Consider the following 17,440-nt stretch of genomic DNA (forward strand, 5'->3'; position numbering starts at 1 on the left):
GATCGCCACATGGGGATCAAGGTGGCGCTGGAGCATCGCACCAGCTACACATTCGACCGGCTGGTCGAGGTGTATCCGCACGTCGTTCGCCTGCGCCCGGCGCCGCATTCGCGTACCCCGATCGAGGCCTACTCGCTCCAGGTGGAGCCCGCCGATCATTTCATCAACTGGCAGCAGGACGCCTTCGGCAATTTCCTGGCCCGCCTGGTATTTCCCAGTCGCGCCCGCAGCCTGACCATCACCGTCGGCTTGATCGCCGATATGAAGGTGATCAACCCGTTCGACTTCTTCATCGAGGACTACGCCGAACAGACCGGGTTCGACTACCCCAAGGCACTGGCCGAAGACCTCAAGCCCTACCTTCGGCCTGTCGACGAGGACGGCGAAGGCTCGGGCCCCGGCGAGCTCACCCAGGCATGGGTGAAGAACTTCTCCGTGTCGCCCGGCACCCGCACCATCGACTTCCTGGTCGCGGTCAACCGGGCGGTGAACGCCGACGTCGGCTACAGCGTGCGCATGGAAGCCGGTGTGCAGACACCGGATTTCACGCTGCGCACCGGCATCGGCTCGTGTCGTGACTCGGCCTGGCTGCTCGTGTCGATCCTGCGGCAGCTCGGGCTGGCAGCCCGCTTCGTATCCGGCTATCTGGTGCAGCTGACGTCTGACGTCGAGGCGCTCGACGGGCCGTCCGGGCCCGCCGCCGACTTCACCGACCTGCACGCGTGGGCCGAGGTGTACATCCCCGGTGCGGGATGGATCGGGCTAGACCCGACGTCGGGTCTGTTCGCAGGCGAAGGTCATATTCCGCTGTCGGCCACACCGCATCCGGAATCCGCGGCGCCGATCACCGGAGCGACCGAACCGTGCCAGACCACGCTGGACTTCTCCAATGTCGTGACCCGCGTGCACGAGGATCCGCGAGTCACGCTGCCGTACACCGAGGCTGCCTGGGGTGCGATCTGTGCACTCGGCGCGCGCGTCGACGACCGGTTGTCCGCAGGCGACGTCCGCCTGACCGTCGGCGGAGAGCCGACGTTCGTCTCGATCGACAACCAGACCGAGCCCGAGTGGACCACCGACGCCGACGGTCCGCACAAACGCCAGCGCGCTTCGGCGCTGGCCTCCAGGCTGAAGAACGTATGGGCGCCGCAGGGCTTGATCCAGCGCAGCCAGGGCAAGTGGTATCCGGGAGAACCGTTGCCGCGCTGGCAGATTGGGCTGTACTGGCGCACCGACGGCGAACCGCTCTGGAGCAACGATGCGTTGCTTGCGGACCCGTGGCCTTCCGAGCCTCAAACGCTCGCGATCGCGCCCGACGCCGGACAGCAGGTGCTTACGGCCATCGCCGACGGCCTCGGGTTGCCGGCGTCGCAAGTGCGCCCAGCCTACGAAGACGCGCTGGCCCGCCTCGCGGGCGCGGTGCGCCGACCCGAAGGCGACCCCGTCGCCGCCGCCGACGATCTGGGAGACGACGCCGCCGACGCCCGCGCCGCGCTGATGTCGCGGCTTGACGATCCGGTCACGGAACCAGCCGCGTACGTGCTGCCGCTGCACCGCCGCGACGACGACTCCGGCTGGGCCAGCGCCGACTGGAAACTGCGCCGCGGCCGCATCGTGCTGCTCGAGGGCGACTCGCCTGCGGGCCTTCGGCTGCCACTGAACTCAATCAGCTGGCATCCGCCGCGCGCCACGTATGACGGCGATCCGCTGGCCCGTCGCGGCGCCCTGCCCGTCGAACCCACCGCCGACGCCGCCGCGGTCGAGGACGCCGACTCCGCGCCGACCACCGCGATGGTCGCTGAGATTCGCGACGGGCTGCTCTACGTCTACATGCCGCCCACCGAGGAGCTGGAGCACTTCGTCGACCTGGTCAGCCGCCTGGAGGCCGCCGCCGCCAAGATGGATTGCCCGCTAGTCATCGAAGGATATGGCCCGCCGCCGGACCCGCGGATCACCTCGATGAGCATCACGCCCGACCCTGGCGTCATCGAGGTCAACGTCGCGCCCGCGGCCAGCTTCGCCGAACAGCGCCAGCAGCTGGAGACCCTGTACGAACAGGCGCGGCTGGCGCGGCTGTCCACCGAATCGTTCGACGTCGACGGCACTCATGGCGGCACCGGCGGCGGTAACCACATCACGCTGGGCGGCATCACACCCGCCGACTCGCCGCTGCTGCGCCGCCCCGACCTTCTGGTATCCCTGCTGACGTATTGGCAGCGCCACCCGTCGCTGTCCTACCTGTTCGCGGGCCGGTTCGTCGGCACCACTTCGCAGGCGCCGCGCGTGGACGAGGGCCGCGCCGAGGCGCTGTACGAACTCGAAATCGCGTTCGCCGAGATCGCCCGGCTCACTTCCTCCTCTAGAGGTTCGGGTACCGCCAAGCCGTGGATAACCGACCGCGCGCTGCGCCACCTGCTGACCGACATCACCGGCAACACGCATCGCGCGGAGTTCTGCATCGACAAGCTCTACAGCCCTGATTCGGCCCGCGGCCGGCTGGGTCTGCTGGAGTTGCGTGGGTTCGAGATGCCGCCGCACTACCAGATGGCGATGGTGCAGTCGCTGCTGGTGCGCTCGCTCGTCGCGTGGTTCTGGGACGAGCCGCTGCGGGCCCCGCTGATCCGCCACGGCGCCAACCTGCACGGCCGATACCTGTTGCCGCACTTCCTGATTCATGACATCGCCGACGTCGCCGCCGATCTGCGTGCGCACGACATCAACTTCGACACGAGCTGGCTCGACCCGTTCACCGAGTTCCGTTTCCCGCGCATCGGGACCGCGGTGTTCGACGGCATCGAGATTGAGTTGCGTGGTGCCATTGAACCGTGGAACGTCCTCGGGGAGGAGTCCACCGCGGGCGGCACCGCCCGCTACGTCGACTCGTCGGTGGAACGCATCCAGGTCCGGCTCATCGGCGCCGACCGGCACCGCTATATCGTGACCGCCAATGGCTACCCCGTCCCGCTGCTCGCCACCGACATTCCCGACGTGCAGGTCGGCGGGGTGCGGTTCCGGGCGTGGCAGCCGCCCAGCGCGCTGCACCCGACCATCACGGTCGACGGGCCGCTGCGCTTCGAGCTTGTCGACTCGGTGACCGGAATGTCGCGTGGCGGCTGCACCTATCACGTCTCCCACCCCGGCGGCCGCTCCTACGACACGCCGCCGGTCAACGCCGTCGAAGCCGAATCCCGACGGGGCCGCCGATTTGAGGCCACCGGTTTCACACCCGGCAAGGTTGACATGTCGGACATCCGCGAGAAGCAGGCGCGCCAATCCACCGATGTCGGCGCGCCCGGCATATTGGATCTGCGGCGAGTGCGTACCGTTCTGCACTAATGGCACTACCCGCCCCGGACACGCGTGACGTCGACAACCTGCTGATCCGCTATCGCACCGCAAGGACGCAGCAGGCGCTGTTCGACGTCCGCCCGGGGACCAGCACCGGGTACGACGAATTCGTCGACGCCGCAGGCAATGTCCGGCCCGCCTGGCAAGAACTCGCCGAGTGTGTCGGCGAGCGGGGCCGCGGCGGCATGGCACAGCTGCGGACCATCGTGCGCAGCCTCGTCGACAACGACGGCATCACCTATATAGAGGTCGATCGGCACGGCGACGCGGTCACCAACGGCGACGGAGCGGCCGAGCCGGGGCAGTGGCACCTCGACGCGCTACCGCTGCTGATCTCCGGTTCGGAATGGGACACGCTGGAATCCGGTCTGGTGCAACGCTCCCGGCTACTCGACGCGGTGCTGGCCGACCTATACGGGCCGCGTCATTCGGTGACCAGCGGCGTGCTGCCGCCGCAGCTGCTGTTCGCCCATCCTGGATACGTCAGAGCGGCCCAGGGTATCGAGGTGCCCGGCCGACATCAGTTGTTTCTGCACGGATGTGACATCAGTCGCGCCGCCGACGGCGACTTCCGCGTCAACGCCGACTGGACGCAGGCGCCGTCGGGCGCCGGCTATGCGCTGGCCGACCGGCGCGTGGTCGCACACGCTATCCCCGACCTCTACGAGCGGATCGGGCCACGGCCCGCGTCACCGTGGGCGCAGGCGCTGCGGCTGGCGTTGATCGACGCCGCGCCGGAGTCGGCCGAGGAGCCGGTGGTCGTGGTTCTCAGCCCCGGCATCTTCTCCGAGACGGCGTTCGACCAGGCTTATCTGGCAAGCGTTCTGGGTTTCCCACTGGTCGAAAGCGCGGATTTGGTGGTGCGCGACGGCAAGTTGTGGATGCGGTCGATGGGCACGCTGAAGCGGGTGGACGTTGTGCTGCGAAGGGTCGACGCCGAATACGCCGACCCGCTGGACCTGCGCGCAGATTCCCGGCTGGGTGTCGTGGGTTTGGTCGAGGTGCTGCGTCGCGGAGCGGTGACCGTGGTCAACACATTGGGCAGCGGTGTGCTGGAAAGCCCTGGGCTGCTTCGCTTTCTGCCCGAGCTGGCCGAACGACTGCTCGGGGAGACGCCGCTGCTGCCGACGGCGCCGCTGTACTGGGGCGGCATCAACACCGAGCGCTCACACCTGCTGGCCAACCTCTCGTCGCTATTGATCAAGCCCGTGACAGGCGGGGATCCGATCGTCGGTCCCGCGTTGACGGCTGCGCAGCGCGAATCGCTCGCCGCCCGCATCGACGCCATCCCGTGGCAGTGGATCGGGCAGGAACTGCCGCAGTTCTCGTCGGCGCCGACCGACTACTACCCCGGAGGGTTGTCCTCGGCCAGCGTCGGCATGCGTTTGTTCACCGTGTCGCAGCGCGGCGGCTATGCGCCGATGATCGGCGGCCTGGGTTATCTGCTGACGCCGGGCAATGCCGCGTATCGATTGAACACTGTTGCCGCCAAGGATATTTGGGTGCGCACACCGACTCGCGTCACTGCCGAGCGGATACCGACGGCGGTGGATCTTCCTGCGATGACGCCGAGCCCGACTCGGGCGGTCAGTTCGCCGCGTGTGTTGTCGGATCTGTTCTGGATGGGCCGCTACGCCGAACGCGCGGAGAACATGGCCCGGCTACTGACGGTCACCCGCGAGCGATATCACGAGTACCGGTATCGGCGGGAGATGGAAGGCAGCGAGTGCGTGCCGGTACTGCTCGCCGCGCTCGGGCACATCACCGGAACCGACACCGGTTCGGGCAGTGACTACGCGGAAATGGTCGCGACCGCGCAGTCGACGTTGTGGTCGCTGACCGCCGACCGGCATCGCTCCGGCTCGCTCGCCCAGTCGGTCGAGCGCCTGGGGTTGGCGGCGCGCGCGGTGCGCGACCAGATGTCCAACGACACCTGGATGGTGCTCGCCGCGGTGGAGCGCGCGCTGTTGCACGCGCCGGATTCCCCGCCCGACTCGCAGACCGAGGGCGAGGCGTTCCTGGCATCGACGAACAACTTGACGCTGGCGGGCATGCTGGCGCTGTCCGGTGTCGCGGCCGAGTCGATGGTGCACGACGTCGGCTGGACGATGATGGACATCGGCAAACGCATCGAGCGTGGAATCGCGCTGACGGCGTTGCTGCGTGCGACCCTGACAACGGTCCGCAGCCCGGGCGCTGAGCAAACCATCACAGAGTCCGCGCTGGTGGCGTGCGAGTCGTCGGTGATCTATCGGCGACGCACCCTGGGCAAGGTTAGTGTGGCTGCTGTGGCGGATCTGGTGCTGTTCGACGCGGAGAACCCGCGGTCGCTGGTCTACCAATTGGAGCGGCTGCGGAGCAATCTCAAGGCACTACCCGGTTCGTCGGGCTCGTCGCGGCCGGAGCGGATGGTCGACGAGATCAGCACCCGGCTGCGCCGCCTGGACCCGGCCGATCTCGAAGACGTCGACGGCGACGGGATACGCAACCAGCTCGCCGGCTTGTGCGACGGGATGCACCGCGACCTGCGTGAGCTGTCCGGCGTCATCACGGCCACCCACCTGTCCCTGCCCGGTGGCATGCAACATTTGTGGGGCCCCGACGAGCGGCGCCTGGTGCCATGACCGACGGACCCATCGCGTCGGGGTCGAGTCGGTGTTATCAGATCACGCACCGCACCGTGTATCGCTACTCCGATGTCGTCACCAGTTCGTACGGACGGGGATTCCTCACGCCGCGCGACTTGCCCCGCCAACGCTGTCTATCGCACGAGTTGGTGATCGAGCCCGAGGCCGCCGACAGCTCCACCAGCCGCGACGTCTACGGCAACATCAGCTCGTATTTCCATGTCACCGAGCGCCATCGCACGCTGTCGATCACCAGCAACTCGGTCGTCGAGGTGGATCCACCGCCGCCAGAGCTCTACGGCGGTGGATCGGCGCGGGCGCCGTGGGAGATCGCCCGCCCCGTCGGCCTCGACGGCGCACTGGCCACCGAGTTCACCCTCGACCTGCAACCGCCCGAGATCACCGACGAGCTAAGGGCATACGCCGCACCGAGTTTCGAGCCTGAACGGCCGTTGATCGACGTGCTTCGCGACCTGACGTCGCGCATATATGCGGATTTCACGTACCGCTCTGGGTCGACGACGGTGTCCACACAGGTCGCCGAGGTTTTGGCAGCGGGGGAAGGGGTATGTCAAGACTTCGCACGGCTGGCCATCGCCTGCCTGCGCGCCAACGGGTTGGCGGCGAGCTACGTGTCGGGGTATCTGGCGACCGATCCGCCGCCTGGGAAGGAACGGATGATCGGCATTGACGCGACACACGCATGGGCGTCGGTGTGGACGCCGCAAAACCAATGGCTGGGTTTGGATCCCACGAACGACCAGATGGTCGACGAGCGCTACATCAACGTCGCCTTCGGTCGCGACTATGCGGACGTCCCACCGCTGCGTGGCATCATCTACACCGACTCCGAGCGCAGCGTGATCGACGTCGCGGTCGACGTCGCGCCCTACGAGGGCGGTGTGCTTCGTGCGTGATTTCAACTGCCCCAACTGCGGTCAGCGGCTGGCGTTCGAGAACTCGCTGTGTCTGTCCTGCCGCAGCTCGCTCGGATTCTCACTCGACGATATGGCGCTGCTCGTCATCGCATCCGGAGCCGACAGCGAGCACGGCGGAGCCGTCGACTCCGCCGACTACCAGCTGTGCGCGAACCTGTACTTGGCCGAATGCAATTGGATCGTCGAGAAGGGACCGGTCCGGCAGCTGTGCGCATCGTGCCGTCTCACCCGAACCCGGCCCAATGATTCCGACACCAAGGCGATGGCGGCGTTCGCGGCCGCGGAGAAGGCCAAGCGCAGATTGATCGCCGAACTGCACGAGCTCAAGTTGCCGATCATCGGCCGTGACCAGGATCAGCAGTACGGGCTCGCATTCGACTTGTTGTCCAGCGAATTCGAGAAGGTGTTCACCGGCCACCACAACGGCGTGATCACCCTGGACCTCGCCGAGGGCGACGACGTGCACCGCGAACAGCTGCGCGTCGAGATGAGCGAGCCGTACCGCACGCTGCTGGGACATTTCCGCCACGAGATCGGGCATTACTACTTTTACCGTCTCGTCGGTCCGTCACAGGAGTACTCGCAGAGGTTCCGAGAACTGTTCGGGGATCCGGACGCGGACTACCAGGAGGCGCTGGACCGGCACTACGCTGAGGGCGCGCCGCCCGGCTGGGAGGACGACTTCGTGTCCTCCTACGCCACTATGCATCCCGCGGAGGACTGGGCCGAGACGTTCGCCCACTACCTGCACATCCGCGACGCTCTTGACACCGCGGCGGCCTTCGGATTCGCACCGGCCGGTGCCACCTTCGAGCGGCCCTTCTTGGGGCCCAGCGGCTTTGACACCATCATCGAGATGTGGCTGCCGCTGGCGTGGGCGCTGAACATGGTGAACCGGTCGATGGGCAAGGAGGATCTCTACCCATTCGTGCTGCCGCCCGTCGTGCTCGACAAGATGCGGTTCATCCACACGATCATCGACGAGATCACCTCGGACCCAGCCAAACTCGCGGAAGTCAGCGGCGGGGGATAGCGGGTTGCCCCGGCCGATTGGCGCCGGTCAAGAAAGCCAGTACGCGGCCGTGGTGTCGTATAGCCGGCGGGTCAGCACGTCGACGAGCTCGGTCCGAAGCTGCGCGTTGAGCACCTCGACGCTGACGATGCTGTCGTAACCGCGGTCCAGCAGTGTCGCCGCGAATCGACCGAGTTCGAGCACGCCCTCGCCGGGCAAGGCGCGGCGATGCAAGGCCTCGCGAACCATGCGGTCACGGAATTCCGGTTCGAGCGCGTCGGTGAACTGCACGTAGGCAAGGTCATCGAGAGGCACCGTCGCCAAGTCCTCCCACGTGCTCTCGCCGAATAAGAAGTGCCAGGAGTCGATCAACAGCGCCGCCCGCCCGCCGCCACTCGCGGCGCGAACCACTTCCATTGCCCCGGCGATCGTCGAAACCGGCCCGAGCGGGCTGAACTCTACGGCCATTCCGGCTCCGGCATCGCCAAACACCTTGGCGCACTGTTGAAGTACCGAAGCCGACGGCGGCGAGGTGAAGACCGTCAGCACCCACTGCGCGCTGATCGTCTTGGCGGCGTCGGCAAGCCGCTCGGCGCTCGCCAACGTGGCGGCTTCGTCGTCGGTGACGATGAGGGCGAGCACCTCATGGCAGCGGACCTTCGCCGCGGAATAGGCATCGACGGCCGCGGCATCGACGTTGTCGGCGTCGATACCGACCGCGGTGAAGCCCGCCGTGGCCGCCGCCGACACCAGGTCGGGCGTCGCGAAATCCCAGCGGCCGTCGGGGGTCAGCGCAAACTGCACAGTCGCAGGACGTTACTCCGCATCCAGGTCAGGCGCCCAGGCGACGCCGTTGATGTGGCTGCCGCCGTCGACGAACAAGGTGTTGCCCGTCAAGTATCTCGACGCGTCGCTGGCCAGAAACACCGCGACTGGCGCGATGTCGTCATAGGGGTCACCCATGCGACCCATCGGGTTCGCCGCGTCGGCCATCGCCTCCAACTCGGGATACTCACCGATCGCCCGAAAGAACGCCTGGCTCTTGGCCGCCGGGCAGAGCGCGTTGACCGTCACACCCGTCGATGCCCATTCCCGGGCTGCCGTACGGGTGAGCGTGCGCAGCGCTTCCTTCGCGGTGTTGTACTCCAGCGAGCCCATGTGCGCGTTGACGCCGTTGAGGCTGCACATGTTGACGATCCGGCCCCAACCGTTGTTCTTCATGTGCGGAAAGGCGGCGCGCATCGCCCAATACGGACCGTAGTAGCCGACCGCGATGCCGTTGGCGAGCTGCTCGTCGGTCTTGCGCTCCACGCGGCCGATCGACCCGCCGCCCCACGCGTTGTTCACCACGACGTCGATCGAGCCGTATTCGGAAAGCGCTGTCGCCACGGCATTTTCGACCTGCGCTCGATCGGACACATCGGTTGCGACGAAAACACCATCGATCAGTTCGGCCACCGCTCGGCCCGCGGCCTCGTCGATCTCGGCGACGACAACGCGAGCCCCTTCGTCGGCGAAGCGACGCGCGATACCCTCGCCGATGCCCGCGCCAGCGCCGGTGATCAGCGCCACCTTGCCGTCGAGCATCCCGCTCATCGGCCCGCCACTCCGGCGGCGAGCAGCTCACGGGCTTGTGCCTTGCCGTCGAGCGTGCGGGTGGTGCGGGCAACGATCTGCCATCGACCGTCGATGCGTCGAAGCCGGAAGTGGTTGGCGCCGGCACGCCACACTTTGAAACCGTCACCGCTGCGGACCACCAGGATGGATTCACACACCGCGACCGCGTCGTCACCGTCGACGGTAGCGACGGCGGGGCCGAGGAAATGGCATGCGCCCCGGCCGATCAGGCCCTGGTGGGCATCGGAACGCACCATCTCGGCGACGTCCTCGCGGCTGCGCATCAGCCATCCCTCGACGTCGTACGTGCCATCCGTGGCCCACAGCTGGGCAGTGGAATCGGCTTCGCCGGCATCGACCAGTGGACCGTATGACGCGATGAGGCGTTCGATCGCACGTTCATCCTCGATGTGCTGCAGCCGTCGTTCAAGCTGCGCCAGTCGCTCGTCGGTCACGGTAGGGGTATAGCGCGTCCTGAGGGTCGGAAGTGCTTGCGTCCCGATGATCGGGACCGCTAGCGTGGTAGAACGAATTCTCGTATGAGGGTGGAGGCGGGCAATGACGATGGTCGACAGGTTCACCTCGATCATCGACGTCTTCGACGACACGACTGTCGGGCTCAGCCTGGATCAGGTGGCCGCTCGGGCGGAACTGCCGCGGTCGACGACGCATCGCATCCTCGATCACCTGGTCCGGCTGAACTGGTTGTCACACTCCGAGCGGGGTTACGGACTGGGTAAACGGGCGCTGTCCTGGGGCGCGGGAGACCTCTCCGATCTTCGGCTGCGTGAAGCGGCCGCACCGGTGCTGCATGATCTGCAGGTCGACACGGGGGCTGTCATTCATCTGGGGGTGCTGGACGGGCGCGACATCGTGCATGTCGACAAGCTCGGCGGCAGGTCGGCTGTGCATGTGCCGACGCGCGTCGGAACACGTTTCGCAGCAACAGATGTCGCCCTCGGCCTGGCTGTGCTCGCCGCATTGCCGCCAGAGGACGTCGAGCTCGACCTGCATCGCGTTCGCCGGGCAGGAGTTGTATGCCGGCGTGGTGACTATGGTGATGGACTCACCTCGGTGGCGGCGACGATCGACACCCGTGCCTCGGTCGGAATCGTGTTGCCCGACACGGTTTTTCCGGACCGCTATCAGCCACTGATGCTTGCCGCAGCCAGGCGAATCCGCGATGGGCTCCGGGGCTAGCTTTCAGTTCGCTAGGTCCAGAGTGTCGAACTGGTGGGTCGTGTGTCCGGGTCGTAGGGTGCCCAACCGGGATCGCCGGTGGTCGCGACGGTCACCCAGTCGGTGCGCATGGGCGAGCGCCTTGTACGGGCGGATTGATTGACGCAGCCGAATTGCTATTGGTAACGCCCTCCGGGGGAGCCGTCCGCTAGGCTCGTAGTGCCGCCGTACCCCCGCCAACACATCTGGCTTGAATCGGACGTATTCGCGGCTTTCTCGGCTGTCGCCGGACGATGGTCTTGTCCTTGGGCCCATTATGCGACGCCACCCCGCAAAGTATCAGGGACGGCACTGCCCGCAGCCGCGTCATCAGGTTAATCATTCTCGGCGGCAACACAACTCGCTATAAGGAGGCAAAACTATGAACGCTCCTGCCCGGATCACCGTCGGAGACGAGCGGACACTGTTGGAAAGCATGCTCGACCACAACCGGGCCGCGCTTATCCAGACTGTGCAGGGACTCACGGACGAGCAGGCCCGACGTCGTCTCGTGCCTTCGGCGACCACACCGATCGGCTTGATCAAGCACGCGGCCGCGGCTGAGCGGATTTGGTTCCAGCACTATCTGTTTGGGCTGCCGGAAGACGAGTGCGACGGTTACGCCCGGCGGGGCGAGGGCAGTTTCGCCGTCTCCGACGACGAGACGCTTAGCGGCGTCATCGCAGAGTTCGAGCGCGCCAGCCGCAGGTCACGAAGCATCGCAGAGCGATACGACCTCGAGCACACCGTGCAACATCCCCGCGCCGGCACCGTCAGCCTCCGTTTCATCTACTTGCTCGGGATCGAGGACTTCGCCCGTCACGCTGGCCACGCCGACATTCTTGTTGAGCAGATCAACGCCTCGACAGTCCAATGAGACTGCGTGGGCCCCGACAGCGTTAGCCGTCGCCCATCAGCTTCTGCATCACCCGGTGGGTGCCCAGCACCACCTTCGCGCGGTCGGGGTGGTTGCGCCGCTCGACGTCTTCGGCGTTGCCACCCGCCACATAGACGGGACCATTGGGTAACTGCTCCAACCCTTCACGGGCGACGTCAGCCGGTTCGGCCACCCGCAATCCCGGCACGTCGAAGTTCAGTCCGACCCGTTCCATCGCGGGGGTGCGGGTGACACCGAGCACCAGCTCGAGAACGTGAACGCCGTACTCGCGCAATTCAAGCCACAGACTTTCGGCGAAGATCCGGCCGAACGCCTTCACCCCGCCATAGACCGAATGCCGCACCGAGCCGAGATAGCCCGCCATCGACCCGACCATCAGAATTCCGCCACGACGACGGTCGCGCATGGGGCGCCCGAAATGCTGCACCAACGCCATCAGAGCCGTGATATTGAGGTCGACGACGCGCTGAAAGTCGGCCAGGTCGCCGTCGAGAAGGTGCTCGCTGCACGTGTTGGCGCCGGCGTTGTAGATCAACAGCCCGACCTCCAGGCTCGCAGTGGTCTCCGCGATCCGATCCACGGCCGCCGGGTCGACGAGATCGATTGCCACTGTGCGCACTTCGACGCCACGCTGCCGGCATTCGTTCGCCGTCGCTTCCAGCGGAGCCGACTTGCGCGCGATTAACACGAGGTTGAGCCCGGCATCCGCGAGCAGCAGTGCGAACTCCGCACCGACGCCCTCCGACCCGCCCGCGACCACCGCCCACGGCCCATACGTCGCTAGATCCACTCCTCGATCGTTGCCGGGCCCGCGTTGCAATGCGCCCGCCGTCCCGCTCATCGGTACATCGCGCGCGGCCCGAAATCCACCGTCGATACTGGGGCCATGCCGCGAATCGGCGACCGACGACCGCCTGCCTTACCCGCAACCGCCGACCAGGAGGCTCGTCGGACGGCGATTCTGCGGGCGGCCACGCGGCTCGGCAGGGCGAAAGGCCTCGACCGGATTCAGGCCCAGGAGATCGCTGCGGAGGCCGGAGTTGCACTGCGCACCCTGTATCGGTACTACCCGTCGAAGTATCACGTCTTCGCCGCAGTGCTCACCACGCAGATCGAACACCTCAAGGTGCCCGCCCGCGGATCGACCGATGCGGCAACGGCAGTGGCGGACTTCATGGCGCAGACGTCACGAGACACCTTGCGGCACAAGCATCTTGCCCATGCGATGATCACGTCCATTCAGGCTGTGCGGGCACAGTCCGGGCCGACGGGCTACCACACCATGCGGGATCTCATATTGCGAGTCGCGGGTGCCGAGCAGCCCACCGCGGAGCAGATCGCGACCGCTCGGCTGGTGGAACAAGTCACCTTCGGTGTGCTGACGTGGGCCGTCGGCGGCGAACTCGAACCGAAAGAGGCCGCCGATGACGTGCATCTGGCGTGTCTGCGGCTGGTGGGTGATGCGTTCGACTAGGCGGTGAGGCGCAGAAATGCCTTGCCGCGCGGTGACAACCGATATCCGACGTCGAGGCTGATGGTCAGCCCCAGCCCCTTGAGCTGGCGCACCCGGCGCTTGAACCGCGGCACGTCCAGGCCGACCCGCGCGGCGAGGTCGGGTGCGCGGACCGCCTCGTTGTCGCGGATCATCTCCAGATACTCGCGCGTCCAAGGGGTTTCGGCGGCGGTGTCCCACCGCTTCAGCCGGGCGGATATCGCGTCGACGTCCGTGTCGGAGAGCTGGTCGTCGGCGGCGAGGTCGGGTCGCTCGTCGGGCGCCAGGTACGAAACCGTGATCACGTATATGTGGCGTGCGGGGCGGCGGTCGAGTTCCTTCTGCGCGGTCGTGGCATCCGGATAACCCGCCGCGCGGGCTTGCGCTGCTGTGACGCGATAGCTCCCTGGGTATTCCGTGACGTCGTCGATGCGGATCGTGCCGGCGACCGTGCGCTGAGTGCCGCCCGGTTTGGCCCGCGGAGCGTCCCACCGCCGCAGCACGAGTGTGATCGTTCCGTTTGCGATCCCCTCGGCCGTGTCGCGGTTGAGCAGCACGGGTGTGACCCTACGATCACGCGGTGGCTGATCGCTATGGCTCCGACGTCCTTGCCAACAATCCGCATAGAAGGCCCCGCTCGACAGAGCAGCCGGTCGAACTGGGCATGGTCGTCGAGGACGCCCAAACGGGTTACGTGGGCGCGGTCGTCCGGATCGAATACGGCCGGATGGAACTCGAGGACCGGCAGGGCCGCAGAAAGCCGTTCCCGGTCGGCCCCGGATACCTGATCGACGGCAAGCCGGTCATCCTCACCGCCCCGCGGCGGCAGGCACCGAAGACGCCGAGTCGTACGACGTCCGGCTCGGTGGCGGTACACGCGAAAGCCAAAGTCGCGTTGGCCAGCCGCATCTACGTCGAAGGCCGCCACGACGCCGAACTCGTCGAGCAGGTGTGGGGAGACGACCTGCGAGTCGAGGGCGTCGTGGTCGAGCATCTGGGCGGCGTCGACGATCTCGTCGGGATCGTCGAGGACTTTCGGCCGGGTCCCGGACGCCGGCTCGGGGTGCTCGTCGATCACCTCGTCAAGGGCTCGAAAGAGTCCCGCATAGCCGACGCGGTGCGGCGCGGTCCGGGTGGTCGGCACACGCTCGTCGTCGGGCATCCCTTCATCGACATCTGGCAGGCGGTCAAGCCCGCCCGGCTCGGCATCACGGCGTGGCCGGTCGTGCCTCGCGACGTGGAGTGGAAGAAGGGCGTCTGCAAGGCACTCGGCTGGCCGCATACGAATCAGGCCGACATCGCCAGGGCGTGGCAGCGGATCAGGGGCCGTGTGCGCGATTGGAACGACCTCGAGCCCGCGCTCATCGGCCGCGTCGAGGAATTGATCGACTTCGTGACCGCTCGGCCGTCGTAGGAGCGTGGTAAGCAGAGATCGTGTCCGACGGTCTGTTTGACGTCCCCGGCGCATCGACGAGTTCGACGGCGGGCGGTCCCGTCGGCGCATCGGCGCCCTTGGCGGTCAAGATGCGCCCGGCCACGCTCGACGAGGTGGTCGGGCAGGAGCATCTGCTGAAGCAGGGCTCGCCGCTGCGCCGCATGGTCGAAGGTTCCGGCGCCGCGTCGGTGATCCTCTACGGCCCTCCAGGCACCGGCAAGACGACACTCGCGGCGCTGATCTCGCAGGCGACCGGCCGCCGGTTCGAGGCGCTGTCGGCGTTGTCGGCCGGGGTCAAGGAAGTCCGCGCGGTCATCGACGTTGCACGCCGCGCTGCAGCACACGGCGAGCAGACCGTGCTGTTCATCGACGAGGTACACCGGTTCTCCAAGACCCAGCAGGACGCACTGCTGTCGGCCGTCGAGAACCGCGTCGTGCTGCTCGTTGCGGCGACCACCGAGAACCCGTCGTTCTCCGTGGTCGCGCCGCTGCTGTCGCGGTCGCTGATCCTGCAGCTGCAGCCGCTGACCGCCGACGACATCCGCACGGTGGTGCGGCGCGCCATCGACGACCCGCGCGGTCTGGGCGGACAGGTTGAGGTCACCGAGGACGCCGTGGACCTGCTGGTGCAGTTGTCTGCCGGTGACGCGCGGCGTGCTTTGACCGCGCTCGAGGTGGCGGCCGAGGCGGGGGAGAAGGTCACCGTCGACACGATCGAGCAGTCGCTGGACAAGGCCGCGGTCCGCTACGACCGCGACGGCGATCAGCACTACGACGTCATCAGCGCGTTCATCAAGTCGGTCCGCGGCTCCGACGTCGATGCCGCCCTGCACTACCTGGCCCGCATGCTGGTGGCGGGGGAGGACCCCCGGTTCGTGGCGCGCCGGCTGATGATCCTGGCCAGCGAGGACATCGGGATGGCCGATCCGACGGCGCTGCTGACCGCCGTGGCCGCAGCGCAGACGGTGCAGCTGATCGGTATGCCCGAGGCCCAGCTGACGCTGGCCCATGCCACCGTGCATCTGGCCACAGCGCCGAAGTCCAACGCTGTAACGACCGCCTTGGGCGCGGCCATGGGCGACATCAAGGCGGGCAAGGCCGGCCTGGTTCCTTCTCATCTGCGCGATGGGCACTACTCCGGGGCGAATGCGCTGGGCAACGCGATCGGATACAAGTACGCGCATGACGATCCGGATGGCGTTGTGGCACAACAGTATCCGCCCGACGAGATCGTCGGTGTGGACTACTACCGGCCCACCAGCCACGGTGCCGAACGGGAGATCACAAGCCGGCTGGACAAACTGCGCGCCATCATCCGCAAGAAGCGCTGACCGCGAAAGTTACGTTCTGCAGGCTCCCACTCGAACATCTTCTGTAAAACGTAACTCTCGATGAGAGGGACCCTTGACAGCCGCCACATCGCCTTCTACGTTGGTAGTCAACCAACTCATTGATCAAATACAAGGTTGATAATTGGGAAGTGATGGGGATGCAGACGACTGGCTGGACCGCGCCTTCATGGCGTTGGCCGACCCGGTTCGGCGGGCCATCGTGGCACGGCTGTCCCGCGGACCGGCCACGGTCAACGAGCTCGCCGCGCCGTTCGACATCACGAAACAGGCGGTGTCCAAACACATTCAGGTGCTCGAGCAGGCGGGGCTGGTCACCCGGACCCGCGATGCGCAGCGACGGCCGGTCCATCTGGACGCGGCCGCGCTGGAGCGACTGACTGCATGGATCGACCGGTATCGGCTTGACGCCGAACGCAACTACCGCCGGCTGGACGCCCTGCTGGCGGGCATGACCGACAACAACACGGGAGGAAACGAACAATGACAAACGCACTGGACCTGCACGCACCAGTGGACACGCTGGCCATGGAGTTCACCCGAGAGTTCGACGCACCGGTGGAGGCGCTGTTCCGGGCGCACGCCGATCCGGAATTGATGAGGCAGTGGCTCGGGCCGCGCGACCTCGAGATGACGATCGAGGAGTGGGACTTCAAGAGCCATGGCGGCTACCGCTATGTGCACAAGGCGGAGCGCGGCGAGTTCCGCTTCAACGGTGTGTTCCACACGGTGCGCGACAACGAATTGATCATCCAGACATTCGAATTCGAGGGCGCCCCCGACAACGTCAACATCGAATACATGTGGTTCGAGGACCTCGGCGGTGGTCGCAGCCGGCTGCGGGGGCGGTCAATCTGCCCGAACGTCGAAGCCCGTGATGCCCTGCTGTCCTCGGGCATGGAGGGCGGTATGACAGAGGGCTACGAGAAGCTCGACGAGCTGCTGGCAACCCTGTGATGGACTGGACGCTTGAGGCGGTCGTGGTGCCGGTTCGCTTACCGGACAAACCGTTTCGAACAACTTCGTGATATCGCAAACGTCAGCCCGCGTCCGTCGGCGAAACTGCTGATCCAGTCATTGGCCAGTGCCATGCTCGAGGAATGAGCGGACGTCCTCCCTCCTTCGAGGGCCAGAGCACCAGCACGGCGTCGCCCGAGGCGGTGTGGGCGGTGTGAACTAATCCGACCATCTGGCCCGGCGGCCCGATCCGGTCGGCGAAGATCGACGGCGATTTCGCAGTCGGCGCGAAGATCACCACACATGTGAAGGGCAATCTGCCCTTGACATCGAAGGTGACCCGAATCCAACCGCCCAACTTGTGGATCGGGGTGGCCAGGAATCCCGGGTTGACGGTAACCATCGACCACGTCATCGAGTCCGCTGCGGACGGAACCGTCATCACCGAGCGCGCGACTCTGAGCGGGCCTCTCGCAGGCGCTGTGGCCCGGCTACTCGGCAATCGCCTGAAAGCGACGTTCCAAGAAACGACGGCTCACTGTGCGCGGC

General features: G+C 66.6%; 17 protein-coding genes. 11 read left to right on the top strand and 6 right to left on the bottom strand.

Going from position 1 to position 17,440, the window contains the following annotated elements; genetic code table 11:
* Positions 1 to 9 precede the first annotated feature (9 nt).
* Genes ACWW36_RS21245 through ACWW36_RS21260 form a run of 4 tightly spaced genes read left to right on the top strand, consistent with a single transcriptional unit; the run spans position 10 to position 7,946 of the window.
* Positions 10 to 3,336, top strand: coding sequence for a transglutaminase family protein (locus ACWW36_RS21245; protein WP_456137946.1), 3,327 nt, complete (start codon positions 10 to 12; stop codon positions 3,334 to 3,336).
* Positions 3,336 to 5,972 (top strand): circularly permuted type 2 ATP-grasp protein, encoded by a 2,637-nt coding sequence (locus ACWW36_RS21250; RefSeq protein ID WP_456137947.1) that lies wholly within the window; start codon positions 3,336 to 3,338, stop codon positions 5,970 to 5,972. The genes ACWW36_RS21245 and ACWW36_RS21250 overlap by 1 nt, the downstream gene beginning before the upstream one ends.
* Positions 5,969 to 6,892: a transglutaminase family protein gene (locus ACWW36_RS21255; protein ID WP_456137948.1), complete on the top strand. Its 924-nt coding sequence runs from the start codon at positions 5,969 to 5,971 to the stop codon at positions 6,890 to 6,892. Before ACWW36_RS21250 ends, ACWW36_RS21255 begins: the two co-directional genes overlap by 4 nt.
* A complete protein-coding gene (locus tag ACWW36_RS21260) occupies positions 6,885 to 7,946 on the top strand; it encodes a zinc-binding metallopeptidase family protein (RefSeq protein ID WP_456137949.1) in 1,062 nt (353 codons plus the stop codon). Before ACWW36_RS21255 ends, ACWW36_RS21260 begins: the two co-directional genes overlap by 8 nt.
* A 27-nt stretch (positions 7,947 to 7,973) precedes the next feature.
* Here ACWW36_RS21260 and ACWW36_RS21265 read toward each other — a convergent pair whose 3' ends face one another.
* The 3 genes from ACWW36_RS21265 to ACWW36_RS21275 are packed head-to-tail and all read right to left on the bottom strand — an operon-like array spanning position 7,974 to position 9,997.
* Positions 7,974 to 8,729, bottom strand: a complete 756-nt coding sequence (locus tag ACWW36_RS21265) for a sugar phosphate isomerase/epimerase family protein (RefSeq protein ID WP_456137950.1) — start codon at positions 8,727 to 8,729, stop codon at positions 7,974 to 7,976.
* A gap of 12 nt (positions 8,730 to 8,741) precedes the next feature.
* Positions 8,742 to 9,521 (bottom strand): SDR family NAD(P)-dependent oxidoreductase, encoded by a 780-nt coding sequence (locus tag ACWW36_RS21270; protein ID WP_456137951.1) that lies wholly within the window; start codon positions 9,519 to 9,521, stop codon positions 8,742 to 8,744.
* Positions 9,518 to 9,997, bottom strand: coding sequence for a nuclear transport factor 2 family protein (locus ACWW36_RS21275; RefSeq protein WP_456137952.1), 480 nt, complete (start codon positions 9,995 to 9,997; stop codon positions 9,518 to 9,520). Before ACWW36_RS21275 ends, ACWW36_RS21270 begins: the two co-directional genes overlap by 4 nt.
* Positions 9,998 to 10,100: 103 nt before the next feature.
* Here ACWW36_RS21275 and ACWW36_RS21280 point away from each other — a divergent pair, with 103 nt between their 5' ends.
* Both ACWW36_RS21280 and ACWW36_RS21285 read left to right on the top strand, forming a co-directional pair.
* A complete protein-coding gene (locus ACWW36_RS21280; protein WP_456137953.1) occupies positions 10,101 to 10,742 on the top strand; it encodes an IclR family transcriptional regulator in 642 nt (213 codons plus the stop codon).
* A gap of 400 nt (positions 10,743 to 11,142) precedes the next feature.
* Positions 11,143 to 11,637 (top strand): DinB family protein, encoded by a 495-nt coding sequence (locus ACWW36_RS21285; RefSeq protein ID WP_456137954.1) that lies wholly within the window; start codon positions 11,143 to 11,145, stop codon positions 11,635 to 11,637.
* 22 nt (positions 11,638 to 11,659) lie between these two features.
* Here the strand turns inward: ACWW36_RS21285 and ACWW36_RS21290 are convergent, their stop codons facing one another.
* Entirely contained in the window at positions 11,660 to 12,499 is an 840-nt protein-coding gene (locus ACWW36_RS21290) for an SDR family NAD(P)-dependent oxidoreductase (RefSeq protein ID WP_456137955.1), read from the bottom strand.
* Positions 12,500 to 12,544: 45 nt separating this feature from the next.
* On the opposite strand from ACWW36_RS21290, the gene ACWW36_RS21295 reads away from it, so the two are divergent.
* Complete coding sequence (locus tag ACWW36_RS21295; protein ID WP_456137956.1) at positions 12,545 to 13,132, top strand: TetR family transcriptional regulator; 588 nt, start codon at positions 12,545 to 12,547, stop codon at positions 13,130 to 13,132.
* Here ACWW36_RS21295 and ACWW36_RS21300 read toward each other — a convergent pair.
* On the bottom strand, positions 13,129 to 13,707 hold the full coding sequence (locus tag ACWW36_RS21300; RefSeq protein ID WP_456137957.1) for a hypothetical protein: 579 nt from the start codon (positions 13,705 to 13,707) through the stop codon (positions 13,129 to 13,131). The genes ACWW36_RS21295 and ACWW36_RS21300 overlap by 4 nt on opposite strands.
* A gap of 23 nt (positions 13,708 to 13,730) precedes the next feature.
* On the opposite strand from ACWW36_RS21300, the gene ACWW36_RS21305 reads away from it, so the two are divergent.
* The 4 genes from ACWW36_RS21305 (at position 13,731) to ACWW36_RS21320 (ending at position 16,891) form a co-directional block, all read left to right on the top strand.
* Positions 13,731 to 14,564, top strand: coding sequence for a DUF3097 domain-containing protein (locus ACWW36_RS21305; RefSeq protein WP_456137958.1), 834 nt, complete (start codon positions 13,731 to 13,733; stop codon positions 14,562 to 14,564).
* Positions 14,565 to 14,584: 20 nt separating this feature from the next.
* Positions 14,585 to 15,916 carry a replication-associated recombination protein A gene (locus tag ACWW36_RS21310; protein ID WP_456137959.1) on the top strand — a complete coding sequence of 444 codons (1,332 nt, stop codon included), beginning with the start codon at positions 14,585 to 14,587 and terminating at the stop codon, positions 15,914 to 15,916.
* Positions 15,917 to 16,103: 187 nt separating this feature from the next.
* Entirely contained in the window at positions 16,104 to 16,421 is a 318-nt protein-coding gene (locus ACWW36_RS21315) for an ArsR/SmtB family transcription factor (RefSeq protein ID WP_456142573.1), read from the top strand.
* Positions 16,418 to 16,891 (top strand): SRPBCC family protein, encoded by a 474-nt coding sequence (locus tag ACWW36_RS21320; protein WP_456137960.1) that lies wholly within the window; start codon positions 16,418 to 16,420, stop codon positions 16,889 to 16,891. The genes ACWW36_RS21315 and ACWW36_RS21320 overlap by 4 nt, the downstream gene beginning before the upstream one ends.
* 82 nt (positions 16,892 to 16,973) lie before the next feature.
* On the opposite strand, the gene ACWW36_RS21325 is transcribed toward ACWW36_RS21320, so the two are convergent.
* Positions 16,974 to 17,333: a hypothetical protein gene (locus ACWW36_RS21325; protein ID WP_456137961.1), complete on the bottom strand. Its 360-nt coding sequence runs from the start codon at positions 17,331 to 17,333 to the stop codon at positions 16,974 to 16,976.
* Positions 17,334 to 17,440: the final 107 nt, after the last annotated feature.

The organism is Mycobacterium sp. MMS18-G62 (assembly GCF_053877835.1).